This window comes from Isoptericola sp. F-RaC21, from assembly GCF_038593535.1.
In the GTDB taxonomy this organism is placed as follows: Bacteria; Actinomycetota; Actinomycetes; order Actinomycetales; family Cellulomonadaceae; genus Isoptericola.
Window position 1 is genome coordinate 1,091,148 of the sequence record NZ_JBCFYX010000001.1, and the last position, 15,350, is coordinate 1,106,497.

At 75.3% G+C, this 15,350-nt stretch carries 16 protein-coding genes; 10 read left to right on the top strand and 6 right to left on the bottom strand.

Features of this window, described 5'->3' with window-relative positions; translation table 11 throughout:
* Nucleotides 1-44: 44 nt before the first annotated feature.
* Complete coding sequence (locus AAG589_RS05090) at nt 45-830, top strand: hypothetical protein (protein ID WP_430566135.1); 786 nt, start codon at nt 45-47, stop codon at nt 828-830.
* Nucleotides 831-849: 19 nt separating this feature from the next.
* On the opposite strand, the gene glgA is transcribed toward AAG589_RS05090, so the two are convergent.
* Nucleotides 850-2,154: a glycogen synthase gene (glgA, locus tag AAG589_RS05095; RefSeq protein WP_430566136.1), complete on the bottom strand. Its 1,305-nt coding sequence runs from the start codon at nt 2,152-2,154 to the stop codon at nt 850-852.
* 66 nt (nt 2,155-2,220) lie between these two features.
* Here glgA and glgC point away from each other — a divergent pair, with 66 nt between their 5' ends.
* From glgC to AAG589_RS05115, 4 genes are all read left to right on the top strand, one after another.
* Nucleotides 2,221-3,465, top strand: a complete 1,245-nt coding sequence (gene glgC, locus AAG589_RS05100; protein ID WP_430566137.1) for a glucose-1-phosphate adenylyltransferase — start codon at nt 2,221-2,223, stop codon at nt 3,463-3,465.
* Nucleotides 3,458-4,195 carry a phosphoserine phosphatase SerB gene (gene serB / locus AAG589_RS05105; protein ID WP_430566138.1) on the top strand — a complete coding sequence of 246 codons (738 nt, stop codon included), beginning with the start codon at nt 3,458-3,460 and terminating at the stop codon, nt 4,193-4,195. The genes glgC and serB overlap by 8 nt, the downstream gene beginning before the upstream one ends.
* Nucleotides 4,196-4,257: 62 nt before the next feature.
* Nucleotides 4,258-5,706, top strand: coding sequence for a purine-cytosine permease family protein (locus tag AAG589_RS05110; protein WP_430566139.1), 1,449 nt, complete (start codon nt 4,258-4,260; stop codon nt 5,704-5,706).
* Complete coding sequence (locus AAG589_RS05115; RefSeq protein ID WP_430566140.1) at nt 5,703-6,257, top strand: cysteine hydrolase family protein; 555 nt, start codon at nt 5,703-5,705, stop codon at nt 6,255-6,257. The genes AAG589_RS05110 and AAG589_RS05115 overlap by 4 nt, the downstream gene beginning before the upstream one ends.
* 3 nt (nt 6,258-6,260) lie before the next feature.
* Here the strand turns inward: AAG589_RS05115 and AAG589_RS05120 are convergent, their stop codons facing one another.
* From AAG589_RS05120 to fabG, 3 genes are all read right to left on the bottom strand, one after another.
* Nucleotides 6,261-6,809, bottom strand: a complete 549-nt coding sequence (locus tag AAG589_RS05120) for a SixA phosphatase family protein (protein ID WP_430566141.1) — start codon at nt 6,807-6,809, stop codon at nt 6,261-6,263.
* A gap of 49 nt (nt 6,810-6,858) precedes the next feature.
* On the bottom strand, nt 6,859-7,623 hold the full coding sequence (gene fabI, locus AAG589_RS05125) for an enoyl-ACP reductase FabI (RefSeq protein WP_430566142.1): 765 nt from the start codon (nt 7,621-7,623) through the stop codon (nt 6,859-6,861).
* Between the two features lie 70 nt (nt 7,624-7,693).
* On the bottom strand, nt 7,694-8,434 hold the full coding sequence (gene fabG, locus AAG589_RS05130) for a 3-oxoacyl-ACP reductase FabG (RefSeq protein ID WP_430566143.1): 741 nt from the start codon (nt 8,432-8,434) through the stop codon (nt 7,694-7,696).
* Nucleotides 8,435-8,691: 257 nt separating this feature from the next.
* Between fabG and AAG589_RS05135 the strand changes: the two genes are divergently transcribed.
* The 3 genes from AAG589_RS05135 to AAG589_RS05145 are packed head-to-tail and all read left to right on the top strand — an operon-like array spanning nt 8,692 to nt 10,420.
* On the top strand, nt 8,692-9,168 hold the full coding sequence (locus AAG589_RS05135) for a DUF3099 domain-containing protein (protein ID WP_430566144.1): 477 nt from the start codon (nt 8,692-8,694) through the stop codon (nt 9,166-9,168).
* Nucleotides 9,168-9,404, top strand: a complete 237-nt coding sequence (locus AAG589_RS05140) for a hypothetical protein (RefSeq protein ID WP_430566145.1) — start codon at nt 9,168-9,170, stop codon at nt 9,402-9,404. Before AAG589_RS05135 ends, AAG589_RS05140 begins: the two co-directional genes overlap by 1 nt.
* Nucleotides 9,401-10,420 carry an SURF1 family cytochrome oxidase biogenesis protein gene (locus tag AAG589_RS05145; RefSeq protein WP_430566146.1) on the top strand — a complete coding sequence of 340 codons (1,020 nt, stop codon included), beginning with the start codon at nt 9,401-9,403 and terminating at the stop codon, nt 10,418-10,420. The genes AAG589_RS05140 and AAG589_RS05145 overlap by 4 nt, the downstream gene beginning before the upstream one ends.
* Here AAG589_RS05145 and AAG589_RS05150 read toward each other — a convergent pair.
* Nucleotides 10,393-11,991, bottom strand: a complete 1,599-nt coding sequence (locus AAG589_RS05150) for an ABC-F family ATP-binding cassette domain-containing protein (RefSeq protein WP_430566147.1) — start codon at nt 11,989-11,991, stop codon at nt 10,393-10,395. The two genes, AAG589_RS05145 and AAG589_RS05150, sit on opposite strands and share 28 nt — an antisense overlap.
* A gap of 134 nt (nt 11,992-12,125) precedes the next feature.
* Here AAG589_RS05150 and AAG589_RS05155 point away from each other — a divergent pair, with 134 nt between their 5' ends.
* Entirely contained in the window at nt 12,126-13,607 is a 1,482-nt protein-coding gene (locus AAG589_RS05155) for a M15 family metallopeptidase (protein ID WP_430566148.1), read from the top strand.
* A gap of 20 nt (nt 13,608-13,627) precedes the next feature.
* Here AAG589_RS05155 and AAG589_RS05160 read toward each other — a convergent pair whose 3' ends face one another.
* Complete coding sequence (locus AAG589_RS05160; RefSeq protein ID WP_430566149.1) at nt 13,628-14,350, bottom strand: Type 1 glutamine amidotransferase-like domain-containing protein; 723 nt, start codon at nt 14,348-14,350, stop codon at nt 13,628-13,630.
* 80 nt (nt 14,351-14,430) lie between these two features.
* Between AAG589_RS05160 and ypfJ the strand changes: the two genes are divergently transcribed.
* Complete coding sequence (gene ypfJ / locus AAG589_RS05165; protein WP_430566150.1) at nt 14,431-15,336, top strand: KPN_02809 family neutral zinc metallopeptidase; 906 nt, start codon at nt 14,431-14,433, stop codon at nt 15,334-15,336.
* Nucleotides 15,337-15,350 lie beyond the last annotated feature (14 nt).

A 15,350-nucleotide genomic window follows, 5' to 3' on the forward strand; every position in this document is an offset into this window, starting at 1 on the left:
CGACGGCCTGCGACGACGGGTCAGGGACGTCTACCCTGAGGCCCGTGGAGACCGACCCGACCGCGCTGCCCCGCAGCGTCGTGCTGGCGCTCTGGCTCGCGACCGTCGGCGCCGCCCCCGGCGTGGTGGTGCGCAGCGTGCAGGGCGACGACGAGCCGCACGGCGTCAGCGGGCTGCCCGGCCACGACGACGCAGCCGACGCAGCCGACGCGAGCCTGCGGGACCTCGTCACCGCATGGCTCGCCGGGCCGCGCGAGGTGTGCGCCCTGCTGCCCGCGCCGGGCGACCTCGCCGGCACCCCCGCCGCGGTCAGCGCGGACGCGACCGACGCCGGGGAGTGCGTGATGGTCGCCACCCCGACGGGGTCGTGGGCCGCGGTGCCGGAGGTCACGACCTTCGGCAGCGCCCTCGAGCCCGGGCACCTCGTGGCCTGGCAGGTGCGTCCCGTGCCCGCGTGGTCGACCCACGTGGCGGGCGCGCTGGGCTCGCTCGCCGACGCCGAGCGGGACCTGCGCACGAGCCTGGTCACCGCGACCGACGCGCTGGACGCCCTCGACGTCGCCCGGTGGCGCGACGACGCCGCCGACGCGATCGAGCGCCTGCGCAGCGGCAGCACCGACGGCTGGCCCGTGCCCACGCTGGACGGTCGCCGGGCCCGCGTGCTGCAGCTCGCGACCCGGCTGCTGGCGATCGTCGACCTGGCGACGGTCGACGAGGGCGGCGCCGTCAACGTCTGGCAGTCCGACCAGCGCGCCACCGCGCTGCGCGAGGTCGAGCGCACGGCTCGGCGCGCGCTCAGCGCGGCGACCTACGGCTCGGTGCCCGGCTGACGGCCGCCGGGCGACCGGCTCACCCGGCGACGACGCCGCGGTAGACGTCCAGCGTGCGCTCGGCGACCGCCTCCCAAGAGAACAGGTCCTCGGCCCGGCGCCGGCCCGCCTCGCCCATCGCGGCGGCGCGCGCCGGGTCGTCGAGCACCCGACCGAGGGCGGCCGCGAGGTCCGCGACGAAGCGCTCCGGGTCCAGGGGCGTGCCGGTGCCGTCGTCGGCCTGCTCGATCGGCACCAGGGCGCCCGTGACGCCGTCGTCGACCACCTCGGGGATGCCCCCGGTCGCGGTGCCGACCACCGGCAGGCCGACCGCCATCGCCTCGAGGTTGACGATCCCGAGCGGCTCGTACACGGACGGGCACACGAAGACGGTGCTCGCCGCGAGCACGGCCACCAGGTCCGGGCGCGGCAGCATCTGCTCGATCCACACCACCCCCGCCTCGGCGCCGGTGCCGCCGGGGCCCGCGTCCCCGGTGCCGCCCCGCGCGCGGCGCAGCTCGGCGACGAGGCCGCGCACCTCGGCCAGCAGCTCGTCGGTGTCGGGCGCGCCCGCGCACAGCACGAGCTGCACCTCGCGCGGCAGGCGGGCCGCGGCGCGCAGCAGGTAGGGCAGCCCCTTCTGCCGCGTGATCCGGCCGACGAACACGACGGCCGGGCGCTCGGGGTCGATGCCGAGCTCGCGCACCGTGCGCTCGGCCGCCGCGTCGCCGGCCGCCGGGCGCCGCCAGCCGGCGAGGTCGATCCCGTTGTGCACGACGTGCACGCGCTCGGGGTCCAGCTCGGGGTAGACGCGCAGGATGTCGGCGCGCATCCCCGCCGACACCGCGATCACGCCCGCGGCGCCGAGGTACGCCGTGCGCTCGGCCCACGACGACAGGGCGTACCCGCCGCCGAGCTGCTCCGCCTTCCAGGGCCGCAGCGGCTCGAGCGAGTGGGCCGTCACGACGTGCGGCACGCCGTGCAGCAGCCCGCCGACGTGGCCGGCGAGGTTGGCGTACCAGGTGTGCGAGTGCAGCACGTCGGCTCCGGCGACGTCCTGCGCCATCGCGAGGTCCACGCCGAACGTGCCGAGCGCCGCGTTCGCGCCCGCCAGCTCGGCCGGCACGCCGTACCCGGTGACGCCCGCCTCGGCGGCGTCGCCGGTGCGCGGCCCGTCGAAGCAGCGCACCCGCACGTCGACGTGGCGGCGCAGCACGGAGGACAGCTCGGCCACGTGCACCCCGGCGCCCCCGTAGACGTGCGGCGGGTACTCGCGGGTCAGCAGGTCGACCCGGAACGGACCGCTCGCCGGGCTGCTGGACGGGCTGCTGATACGCGTGCTCACCCGGCCAACCTAGCGGGGTCGGCGGGTCGCGGGCGCGGGGGGCCGCGACGCCCTAGGGTCGTGGTCATGGCGTCGACCCAGCCCCGCGTGCTCGCGATCGTCCTCGCCGGCGGCGAGGGCAAGCGCCTCATGCCGCTCACCGCGCACCGCGCCAAGCCGGCGGTCCCGTTCGGGGGCATCTACCGGCTCGTCGACTTCGCGCTGTCGAACATCATCAACTCGCACTACCTGCACGTCATCGTGCTCACCCAGTACAAGTCGCACTCGCTGGACCGGCACATCTCCAAGACGTGGCGCATGTCGTCGCTGCTCGGCAACTACGTCTCCTCCGTGCCCGCGCAGCAGCGGGTGGGCAAGCACTGGTACCTGGGCTCGGCGGACGCGATCTACCAGTGCCTCAACATCATCGACGACGAGCGGCCCGACATCGTCGTCGTGGTCGGCGCCGACCACGTGTACCGGATGGACTTCTCCCAGATGGTCGAGGCGCACGTCTCGTCCGGAGCCCGCGCCACCGTGGCCGCCATCCGGCAGCCGATCGCGATGGCCGACCAGTTCGGCGTCATCGAGGTGGACCGCGAGGACCCCACGCGGATCCGCGACTTCCTCGAGAAGCCCGAGAGCCCGGTGGGGCTGCCGGACTCCCCCACCGAGGTCCTGGCGTCCATGGGCAACTACGTGTTCGACGCCGACGCCCTCGTCGAGGCGGTCACCAAGGACTCGGCCGACCCGGACTCACGGCACGACATGGGCGGCGACATCATCCCGGCGTTCGTGGCCGACGGCACGGCCGGGGTCTACGACTTCATCCACAACCACGTGCCGGGCGCCACGGACCGCGACCGGGACTACTGGCGCGACGTGGGCACCATCGACGCCTACTTCGAGGCCAACACCGACCTCATCGCCGTGCACCCCGTCTTCAACCTGTACAACGAGGACTGGCCGATGTTCACCGGGTACACCGGGCTGCCGCCGGCCAAGTTCGTGCACGCCGGGCCGGGGCGCCTGGGCCACGCGGCCGACTCGATCGTCTCGCCTGGTGTCCTCATCTCCGGCGCGACCGTCGCAGGGTCCATCCTGTCCCCGGGCGCGCACCTGCACTCCTGGGCCACCGTCACGGACGCCGTCCTGATGGACAACGTCCAGGTGGAGCGGCACGCCCAGGTCCACCGCGCCATCCTCGACAAGAACGTGGTGGTGAGCGAGCGGGCCCGGGTCGGCGTCGACCACGAGGAGGACCGGGCCCGCGGGTTCACCGTCTCCGAGTCGGGGATCACCGTCGTCCCGAAGGGCACCGTCGTTGCTTGAACCCGCCGCCAGCACCGTCCCCGACCCCGGCGTCGTCGTCGAGGCCGCGGAGCCTTGCCGCCGTCGTCTCGTCGTCACCGACGTCGACTCCACGTTCATCACCGCCGAGGTGATCGAGCTGCTCGCCGACCACGCGGGCACCCGCGCGCAGGTCGCCGAGGTGACCGAGCGCGCGATGCGCGGCGAGCTCGACTTCGCCGGCTCGCTGCGCGAGCGCGTCGCCACCCTGCGCGGCGTGCCCGTCGAGGCCCTCACCGCGGTGCGCGAGGCCGTCGTCCTCACGCCGGGCGCCGCCGACCTCGTGAGCGAGGTGCACCGCCGCGGCTGGGAGTTCGGGCTCGTGTCGGGCGGGTTCGCCGAGATCCTCGGCCCGATCGCGGCCGCGCTCGGCATCGGGCGCTGGCGCGCCAACCGCCTCGAGGTGGCCGACGGCGTGCTCACCGGCCGCACCGTCGGCCCGGTCGTCGACCGCGCCGACAAGGCCGCCACCCTGCGCCGGTGGGCCGCCGAGTGCGGCCTCGAGATGGTCGACACGGTCGCCGTCGGGGACGGCGCGAACGACCTCGACATGATCGACGCCGCCGGCATCGGCATCGCGTTCGCGGCCAAGCCGCTCGTGCGGGCGCAGGCCCCGTTCAGCGTGGACGGGCCGCGGCTCGACGACGTGCTCGGCGTCATCGACGCCGTGGACGCCGCCGCGGGCCGCGCCCCCGGCACCGCTCAGCGCTGAGCCTGCAGCCCCGATCCCCGCAGCCGTAGCGCGAAACCCCTGGCAGGGGCCAGGATCGGACCATGGCGACGACGGTCGAGACCAACGCGCTCAACACCATCGACGAGTCCGAGCGGCACGGGAAGCCGCGGGACCTGTTCTGGCCCTGGTTCGCGGCCAACGTCTCCGTGCTCGGCCTCGGCTACGGCGCCTACCTGCTGGCGTTCGGGGTCTCGTTCTGGCAGGCCGTCCTCGTGGGCGGGATCGGCATCGTGGCGTCGTTCCTCGCCTGCGGGTTCATCTCGCTCGCGGGACGGCGCGGCTCCGCGCCCACGATGGTGCTCAGCCGGGCCGCGTTCGGCGTGGACGGCAACCGGCTGCCGTCGCTGCTGTCCTGGATCCTCACCGTCGGCTGGGAGACGGTGCTCGTCGCCCTCGCGACGCTCGCCACCGCCACCGTGCTCGGCACCCTCGGGTGGGGCGGCGGCACCGTGACGCAGGTCGTGACGCTCGCCGTGGTGGCGCTGGTCGTGGTGGCCGCCGGGATCTTCGGGTTCCAGCTCGTGATGCGGCTGCAGCAGGTCATCACCGTCCTGACCGCCGTGCTCACGGTGGTCTACGTGATCCTCGTCGCGGGGCACGTCGACTGGGCGACCGTGGCGGCGATCCCGCCCGGCCAGGCGCCGCAGGTGATCGGCGGGCTGGTCTTCATGATGACCGGCTTCGGCCTCGGCTGGGTGAACATGGCGGCCGACTACTCCCGCTATCTGCCGCGCACGGCCTCGGGTCCCGGCGTCGTCGGCTGGACCACGTTCGGAGCCTCGCTGCCGCCGGTGCTCCTGCTGGTCGCGGGGCTGCTGCTCGCGGGCTCCGACCCCGCGCTCGCCGACGCGATCGGCGCCGACCCGATCGGCGCGCTGGCGGTGCTCCTGCCCGAGTGGTTCCTGATCCCCTTCATGGTGGTGGCCCTGGCCGGGCTGATCGGCGGGGCGGCCCTCGACATCTACTCCTCCGGCCTCGCGCTGCTGTCCCTCGGCCTGCCCGCGCCCCGCTGGGTGGCGGCGGCGATCGACGGCGTCCTCATGGTGCTCGGGGCCGTCTACGTGGTCTTCGTCGCCGACGACTTCTTCGGCCCGTTCCAGGGGTTCCTCATCACGCTCGGCGTGCCGATCGCCGCCTGGTGCGGGGTGCTGCTCGCCGACATCGCGCTGCGCCGCCGGGACTATGCGGACGCCGAGCTCGCGGACCGCCGCGGCCGGTACGGCAGCGTGCGCTGGCCGGCGGTGCTGCTCGTCGTGGCGGGCACCGCGATCGGCTGGGGGCTCGTGACCAACACGTACGCCGGCTGGCTGTCGTGGCAGGGCTACCTGCTGGGGCCGCTCGGCCTGGGCGGGCGCGACGGGCAGTGGGCGGGCGCGAACCTCGGCGTGCTCGTGGCCCTCGCGCTGGGGCTGCTCGGCACGTTCGCGCTGTCCGCGCGGGCGGTGCGGCGCCAGGAGTCGGCCCCGCAGACGGCCCGGGAGCCGGCATGACCTCCGCGCTCGTCGTCGTCGACATGCAGGTGGTCTTCGGCCGGCCGGGCAGCCCGTGGGCCTCCCCCGGCTTCGACGCCGCCGCCGACGCCGTGCGCCGCCTGCTCCCCGCCTTCGCGGGGCGCACGGTGTGGACCCGCTACGTGGCGCCCGCGGCCCCCGCCGGCGCCTGGCGGGAGTACTTCGACGCGTGGCCGTTCGCCCTGGTGCCGCCCGACGACCCGCTGTACGCCTTCGCGGACGGGCTCGACCCGGCGGGCGACCCGGTCGTCACCGCGGCGACGTTCGGCAAGTGGGGCCCCGAGCTCGACGCGGCGGCGGGGCACGCCGACGAGCTGGTGGTGGCCGGCGTCTCCACGGACTGCTGCGTGCTGTCCACCGTGCTCCCGGCGGCGGACGCCGGTCGGCGGGTGCGGGTGGTGGCCGACGCGTGCGCCGGCGCGAGCGCCGCCGACCACGCGCGGGCGCTCGACGCGATGCGGCTCTACGCCCCGCTGGTGGAGATCACCACGGTGGACGCGGTGCTCGCCGAGACGTCCGACAGGGGCTGACGGTCAGGAGGGTCGCCCGACGTGCACGAGGCGGGCGCCGTCCCGGCCCCACTCGGCCCACGGCTCCACGGACTCGAGCACCGAGTAGGTGGCCGTCGGGACGCCGACGCGCACCTGGGCGACGGCCGCGGCGTCGGACCCCTCGCCCGCGAGGTAGGCCGCCGTCGCCGCCATGGTCGGCTCGTGCCCGACCACGAGGACGGTCCGCGCCGGCGCCTCGACCTCCCGCAGGAGGCCGAGGACGTCGCGCACGCTCGCCTCGTAGAGCTCGTCGCGCACCTCGAGCGTCGTGTCCGCGGAGCCGTCGAGGTGCGCGGACGCCAGGTCCCACGTCTGCCGCGTGCGCAGCGCGGAGGACACGAGCGCGACCTGCGGCCGCAGGCCGGCTGCCGTGAGGGCCATGCCGACGCGGCTCGCCTGCTTGCGCCCGTTCAGGGCCAGCGGGCGACGGTCGTCGGGGATCACGCCCTTGCCGGGCTCCGCCTTGGCATGGCGCAACAGCACGAGGCGCCAGGTCGGCGCCTCGTCCTCGGCCTGCGTCAACGCTCTCATGGGCTCCGTCTCACAGGTCGTTCCAGGGGCCGCTCCGGGCCCCGACCCGTCACTGACCCATCGCGTGCACACCGCCGTCGACGTGGACGATCTCCCCGGTCGTGGCGGGGAACCAGTCGGAGAGAAGGGCCACGACGGCGCGCGCAGCCGGCTCCGCCGTCGTCTGGTCCCAGCCCAGCGGGGCCCGCTGCGGCCAGGCGTCCTCCATGGTCGCGAACCCCGGGATGGACTTCGCGGCCGTGGTGCGGATGGGCCCGGCGGAGACGAGGTTACACCGGATGCCGTGCGGCCCGAGGTCACGGGCCAGGTAGCGGTTGGCGGACTCCAGCCCGGCCTTCGCGACGCCCATCCAGTCGTAGACCGGCCAGGCGAACGTGGCGTCGAACGTGAGGCCGACGTAGGCGCCGCCGGACATCAGCGGGCGGGCCGCCTCGATGAGCGACTTGTAGGAGTAGGTCGAGATCTGCAGCGCGGTGGCGACGTCGCCCCACTCGGCCGACAGGAAGTTCCCGCCCATGACGGACTGCGGCGCGAAGCCGATGGAGTGCACGACGCCGTCGAGGCCGTCGGCGTGCTCCTTCACGCGGTCCGCGAGGGCGGCGAGGTCCTCCTCGCTCGTCACGTCGAGCTCGACGACCGGGGCGGTGCGGGGCAGGCGCTTGGCGAACGCCTGGGTGAGCTTCATCTGGCGCCCGAAGGAGCTGAGGATGACCTCGGCGCCCTCCTCCTGGGCGAGGCGGGCGGCGTGGAACGCGATCGAGCTGTCCGTGAGGACGCCGGTGATGAGGAGCTTCTTGCCGTCGAGCAGAGCCATGATGACCTTCCGGTTGTGCTGAGGGTGGGCGTAGCGAGGGTGGCGGCGGAGGGGCGACCAGGCGGGTGGCTCAGTGGCCCATGCCGAGGCCGCCGTCGACCGGGATGACGGCGCCGGAGACGTAGGCGGCCGCGTCGGAGGCCAGGAACTCGACCACGCCCGCGACCTCGTCGGTGGCCGCGAAGCGGCCCGCGGGGATCGACGCCTTGTACTGCTTCTGGGTGGCCTCCGGCAGGGCCGCGGTCATGTCGGTCTCGACGAACCCCGGGGCCACGACGTTCGCGGTGATGCCCCGCCCGCCGAGCTCGCGGGTGATCGACCGGGCCATGCCCACGAGCGCCGCCTTGGACGAGGAGTAGTTCACCTGGCCGGGGCCGCCGTAGAGGCCCACGACCGAGCCGACGAGCACGATGCGCCCCTTGCGCGCGCGGATCATGCCCTTGGACGCGCGGCGCACGCAGCGGAACGTGCCCGTGAGGTTGACGTCGAGCACGGTCTCGAACTCGTCGTCGGACATGCGCATGAGCAGCTGGTCGCGCGTGACGCCGGCGTTGGCGACGAGCACCTCGACCGGGCCGAGGTCGGACTCGATGCCCGCGAAGGCGGCGTCGACGGCGGCGCTGTCGGTGACGTCGGCGACGTAGCCGTGCACCCCGGCCGGCAGGTCGCCGCCCCGGTAGAGCGTGGCGACCGTGTCTCCCGCGGCGACGAAGCGCTCGGCGATGGTGCGGCCGATGCCGCGCGCCGCGCCGGTCACGACGACGACCCGGCCGGTGGGTGCGGCGGGCTGGGGGGCGGTGGCGTCGGTCACGGATTCTCCTCGGCGGTCGTGGGCGGGGTCGGCGTCGGCGGGTGCGGTCGCCGCGCGGTCGTCGTCATCATGGCGCGCCGACGGCGGTGGTGCAGGCGCTCCGGCGAGGCCGACGCCCTGGTGACGGTACCCCGACGCGGCGGCCCCGCAGGGTCGCGGCGCGTCACACGTCGCCGCGGCGGTTTGTCGGATCCCTACAAGGCGCGAGCCGCGACGACCGGGTCCGGGGCCACCGCGGGCCGCCGTAGACTGGCCGGGTGAGCAACGCCCGCGCGACCTCTCCCGGTCCGCGCCCGTCCGGAGGCCGCCGCCACGGTGCGGACCCGGTCCCCGAGGTCCCCTCGATCACCAGCGCCCCCGAGCCGCTGGAGGAGGACCAGGCGCGCCGGACGCGGCGCTACCTCATCCAGATGGGGATCCGCATCGTCTGCTTCGTGGGCGCCGTCCTCGTGGACGTCCTCTGGATCCGGCTGGTGCTCGTGGCCGCCGCCGTCGTGCTGCCGTACTCGGCGGTGCTGTTCGCCAACGCTGGCCGCGACCGGGTCTCCTACGACACGTCGCCCATGGTCGACGTCCCGCCCGCCGAGCTGCCCGCCGCCGACCCCGCGCGACCGGAGCCCTTCGGCGGGGACGGGCATCGCGTCGTCGAGCACGAGGACGACGCCGGCCACGTGCCGGACGAGAAGAAGCCCACCGACGAGAAGCCCACCGAAGAGCCTGGAGGAGACCGCTGATGGACGTGCTCGGGACGGGCGCCGACCCGGTGGCCGGCGAGCTGATCTGCTCCGCCAAGGGCTGCCGCGCCGAGGCGGCCTGGGGCCTGCTGTGGAACAACCCGCGGCTGCACACCCCGGAGCGGCGCAAGGTGTGGCTCGCGTGCGACGACCACCGCGAGCACCTCGAGCAGTTCCTCGGCGCGCGCTCGTTCTGGAAGCGGACGGTCCCCGTCGCGGAGCTCGATCGCGCGTGACGGCCGACCCCGCCTCGACCCGCCCCGCCACCGGGCCGGTCGTCCCCGACGACGCGTCGGCCCCGCCGCGCACGCGCCGGCAGTGGATCACGCTCGGCCTGGGCGCCGTGCTCCTGGCCGCCCTGTGCGTCCTGGCCGCCGTGTGGCAGTGGCACCGCTACACCTGGCGCGAGGCGCAGATCGACCTGGTGGAGTCCAACTACGCGGCGGAGCCGGTCGCCCTGGACGACCTGCTGCCCGAGCCCGGCGCCGTCCTGCCCGCCGACGACGAGTGGCGCCCCGCGGTGGCCACCGGCACGTACCGGCCGCAGGACACGGTGCTGCTGCGCAACCGGCCCGTCGGCGGCCAGCCCGGCTTCCACGTGCTGGTCCCGTTCGAGACCACCGGGGCCGACGGGCAGCCGATGGTCATCGTCGTCGACCGCGGGTTCGTGCCGCTGGGCGAGGACGCCAGCAGCCCGTCCTCGGTGCCGGACCCGCCGACGGGCGAGGTCGAGGTGACGATGACGATGCGGCCCGACGAGCCCAGCTCGTCGCGCGGCACCCCCGCCGGGCAGGTGCAGGCGATCCACACCGACCAGGTGCTCGCGGCGGGGGCGGACGGCGCGGCGTGGGCCGACGGCGCCACCGTGGGCGGGTACGGGCAGCTGCGCACCGAGGACCCGGCCGCGGCGGTCACCCCCGGGGCCCTGCCCGAGCCGGACACCGATCCCGGGTCCCACCTCAGCTACACGGTGCAGTGGTGCATCTTCGCGCTCGGCGCGCTGGGCGGCTACGTCGTGCTGTGGCGGCGCGAGACCCGACCCGTGCACGTGACGGCGGGCGACCTCCTCGCCGCCGGCGAGGGCCCGGACCCCCTCGACGGGACCGGGCGGCCGGGCGCCGCCGTGCGTCCGCAGCGCCCCCGCCGGCAGCGGGTGGACGAGGACTTCGAGGACGCGCTCCTCGACGCCGCCGAGCGGCCGCGGGCGGGCGCCGCGGACCGGCCTCAGGCCAGCGACACCAGCTCGGCGTAGTCCGCCGACCAGAGGTCCTCGTCGCCGTCGGGCAGCAGCAGCACCCGCTCCGGGTTGAGCGCCTCGACCGCGCCGTCGTCGTGGGTGACCATCACGACCGCGCCCTCGTAGGTGTCGAGCGCCCCCAGGATCTCGGCGCGCGACGCCGGGTCGAGGTTGTTCGTCGGCTCGTCGAGCAGCAGCACGTTCGCGCTGGACACGACGAGGGTCGCGAGCGCCAGGCGGGTCTTCTCGCCGCCGGACAGCACGTTCGCCGGCTTGTCCGCGTCGTCCCCGCTGAAGAGGAACGAGCCGAGGACCGAGCGCACCTGCGTGTCCGTGAGGTCCGGGGCAGAGTGCCGCAGGTTCTCGACGACGGTGGCGTCCATGTCCAGGGTGTCGTGCTCCTGGGCGTAGTAGCCGATCTTCAGCCCGTGCCCCGGCACGACGCGGCCCGTGTCGGGCTGCTCCACGCCGCCGAGGATGCGCAGCAGCGTCGTCTTGCCCGCGCCGTTGAGACCGAGGATGACCACGCGGGACCCGCGGTCGATCGCGAGGTCGACGCCGGCGAAGACCTCCTGCGACCCGTAGCTCTTCGACAGCTCCTCGGCGGTGAGCGGCGTGCGCCCGCAGGGGGCCGGCTTCGGAAAGCGCAGGTGCGCCACCTTGTCCGCGCGCCGCTCCCCCTCCAGCCCGGACAGCATGCGCTCCGCGCGCTTCATCATGTTCTGGGCGGCCGTCGCCTTCGTCGCCTTGGCGCGCATCTTGTCCGCCTGGGCCAGCAGGACGCCGGCCTTCTTCTCCGCGTTCGCCCGCTCGCGCCGGCGGCGGCGCTCGTCCTGCTCGCGCTGCGCCAGGTAGGCGTCCCAGCCCAGGTTGTACTGGTCCAGCTCGCCGCGGTTCGCGTCCAGGTGGAACACCTTGTTCACCGTGGCGCGCAGCAGGTCGACGTCGTGGCTGATCACGACGAACCCGCCGCTGTACGACTTGAGGTAGTCGCGCAGCCAGACGATCGAGTCGGCGTCCAGGTGGTTGGTCGGCTCGTCGAGCAGCAGGGTGTCGACGCCGGAGAACAGGATCCGCGCCAGCTCGATACGGCGGCGCTGGCCGCCCGAGAGGGTGTGGAGGGGCTGGGCCAGCACCCGGTCGTCGAGGCCGAGGTTGCTGGTGATCCGGTGCGCCTCGGACTCGGCGGCGTACCCGCCGGCGGCGACGAAGCGCGCCTCGAGCTTCGGGTACCGCTCGAGCGCGGCGGCCTGCGTGTCGGCGTCGGCCGAGGCCATGAGCCCCTCGGTCTCGCGCATCTGCGCGACGATGTGGTCCAGCCCGCGCGCGCTGAGCACCCGGTCCATCGCGACGACGTCGAGGTCGCCCGTGCGCGGGTCCTGCGGCAGGTAGCCGATGTCGGTGCCCCGCGTGATCTGCCCGGCGGCGGGCAGCGTCTCCCCCGCGAGCGTCTTGGTGAGCGTCGTCTTGCCCGCGCCGTTGCGGCCGACGAGCCCGATGCGGTCGCCCGGGGCGATGCGGAACGTCGCCTCGTGCAGGAGGGTGCGGGCGCCGAAGCGCAGCTCGACGCCGTGGGCGGTGATCAAGGCAGGGGTGTCCTTCGACAAAGGGGGTGGGAGGCCTCGGCGAGTCTAGTGCTCCGGGCGCGATCCCACGAGGACATAGGTCACACCCCGACCACTACCCCCGGTCGGTACCCCCGGATCGGTAAGGTTCCCGCGTGACCCGTGCCCCCCGCCCGACGACGGCCGCCCTCGCCGTCCTCGTGGTCCTGGCCGGCCTCGGCGGCCGCGCCCTGCTCCCGCCCGCGGTCGGCGGCCCGCTCGGGGACGCCCTGTACGCGACGCTCGTCGTCCTCCTCGTCGCGCTCCTCGCCCCGCGCACCCGTCCCCTCGTGGCCGGCGTCGTCGGGCTCGTCGTGTGCGGCGCGGTCGAGGCGGCCTGGCTGACGGACCTCCCGGCGCAGGTGGTCGAGCGGTTCCCGGCCGCTCGGTACGTGCTCGGCACGGCGTTCACCCCCGGCGACCTGGCCTGGTACGCGGCGGGGGCCGTGCTCGGCGCCCTGCTGCTCGCCGCGGTCCGGCCGCGGGCCCGCGGCGTCGACCTCTCCCTGCGGCACGTGCGCGCCGCGGCCGGGCCGCGGCGGCGCGGCGCGCGGGTCGCGGTGCCCGTCGGGCTCGTGGTCGTGCTCGTCGGGGCCGGCGGCGCGCTGGCCTGGGTGCTGCGCTCCGAGACGCAGGACCTGTCCGCCCGGCTCGTCGTCGCCCAGGACGCCCTGGACGGCTCCGCCGACCGCGTGGCCGACCCGGACGTCCGCGCCGACCTCGCCGCGACGATCGACGACGCCCACGCCCTGCTCGACGCGACGCCGGTCCTCGACCGGCTGCCCGGCGACGCCCCGGCGCTCGGCACGCGGCTCGACGACGACGTCGCGGCCGTGCAGTCCGCGCGCCTGGCCTTCGCCCGTGCGCAGGCGGGCGAGTCCCGCGACGCGCTCGGCCCGCTGACGCGGCGCGCGGAGCAGGTGCTGGCCGCGACCGACGAGCTCGCGGCGGACGGCCGGGGAGCGGGCAAGGAGGCCCGGGCGGCGGCGCGGGAGGCCCTCGGCACCGCCGACGACCTCGTCGCCGCGAGCGCCCACGAGCGGCTCGGGGACGCGGACCTGGCGCAGGCCGAGGCGGTGGCCGCCGACCTGGCCGCGCAGCGCGCCACGCTGGACGACGCCACCACCGCCCTGATGACGGCGCAGGACGCCGCCGTCTGCCCGGAGCCCGACCAGGTGTGGTTCCCGCAGGCCGGGAAGATCGCCGCGACGAAGCTCGCGCCGATCCCGTGGGCGCCGCGGTACTCCGTCCGTGCGGACGTGCTCGACGGGCTGGTGGCGCTCGACGCCGCGTACCGGGCCGAGTTCGGGCAGCACCTCACCGTGAACTCCGCCTACCGCAGCTACGACCAGCAGGTCGCGGTGTACAACCCGGACGACCCGAACCCGCTGGCCGCGCCGCCCGGCTGCTCCAACCACGGCCTGGGCACCGCCGTCGACATCTCCATGGGCCCCGAGGGGTTCGACGGCGCGCGGTACGCCTGGCTCAAGGAGCACGCCGAGGAGCACGGCTGGACCCACCCCGGCTGGGCGGAGCCCGACGGGCGGCTGCCGGAGCCGTGGCACTGGCAGTCGGTCGAGACGCCGACGGAGTACTGAGCAGGCGCCGGCGGGCGGCGTCAGGCCCCGGCGAGCCGCCGGACGTCGAGGGGGACCTCCCGCGCGCCGTCGCCGTCCCGCTCGACCCGCAGCACGGGGCGGTCCGGACGCTCGCTCACGGCCTCGACGGGCACCCCGTCGACGAAGCGCAGCGCGGCGTGCTCGTCGACGGCGTACCCGTCCGGAAGCGTCCCGGCGGCCACCCAGCCGAGGTAGGCGTTGCGCCGGTCGGCCTCTCCCAGGTAGTGCGGGCAGGCGCTGCCGGGCAGGAAGCCGAGCCCGTCGTCGAGGGGGGCGAGCGGGCCGAACGAGTCGGTCGAGGAGGACTCGAACCAGCAGTTCATCCCGGCGCTGATGCCCGCGAGGACCGTGCCGTTCGCGGCGGCCTCGGCGAGGATGCCGGGCAGCCCGTGCCGGCGCCAGACCACCAGCAGGTTCGCCGTCGAGCCGCCCCCGACGTACACGACGTCCTGCTCGAGCAGCACCTGCGGGTCGGCGTAGCCCCACGGCTCGCGGCAGAACAGCGACAGCACCGACGCCTCGGCGCGCCCGGCGAACGCCTCCGAGAAGCGGCGCGCGTAGCCCGCGTCGTCCCCGCTCGCCGTCGGCACGAAGCACACCTTCGGCGTGCCCTTGCCCGTGAGATCGAGCAGGTGGTCGTCGATCGCCGACGTCCCGTCGTCGGACTGGGAGAAGCCGCCGCCACCGAGGGCGAGCACCGTACCGGTCACCGTTGCGAGCATGGCCGCACCCTACGGCGGCGGCGTCCCGGGGTCCCGTCCTTTCGCGCGCGGCGGCCGCACCGCCGACCTACCGTGAGCGGGTGACGTTCAACGAGGGCGGCGAGTTCGAGGGCGGCCGGGTCCGCAAGGGCGGGGGCGGACGGCGCGGCGCGGTCGTCGGCGGCGGCATCGGCGCGATCGTCGTCGCGCTCCTGGCCGTCTTCCTCGGCGGCGGCGACCTGGGCCAGCTGACCGGCGCGCTGGGCGGCGCGGTCCAGGACGCCGCAGCCCCCGCAGGCGACGGCCAGGAGCAGTACGTCGACGCCTGCACGGCCGAGCAGGCGAACAGCGACCGCGAGTGCCGGCTCTCCGCGACCGTGCAGTCGCTGGACGCCTACTGGGGTCGCGTGTTGCCCGAGCAGGCCGGCGTGGAGTACTCGCTGCCGCCGGTCGAGAGCTTCTCGGGGTCGACGACGACGGGCTGCGGCGCCGCCACCAGCGCGACGGGACCGTTCTACTGCCCGCCCGACCGGACCGTCTACGTCGACGTGTCGTTCTTCGACCAGCTCACCTCCCAGTTCGGCGCCGAGGGCGGGCCGCTGGCCGAGGAGTACGTCGTCGCGCACGAGGTGGGCCACCACGTCGAGCAGCTCATCGGCGCCATGGACGCCGCCGACCGGGGCGGCACCGGGCCCGAGTCCGACTCCGTGCGCATCGAGCTCATGGCCGACTGCCTCGCGGGCATGTGGGCGGGGTCGGCGGCGACGGAGGTCGACCCGGACACCGGCGTGACCTTCCTCGACCCGGTCTCCCCGGCCGAGCTGCGCCAGGCCCTCGACGCGGCGGCCGCCGTCGGCGACGACCACATCCAGCAGCAGGCGACGGGCCGCATCAGCCCCGAGAGCTTCACGCACGGATCGTCCGAGCAGCGGGTGCGCTGGTTCACCATCGGGTACGAGGGCGGCACGCTGGACGACTGCGACGCCCTGTCCGCGAGGACGCTCTGAGGCCGGCCCCGGCT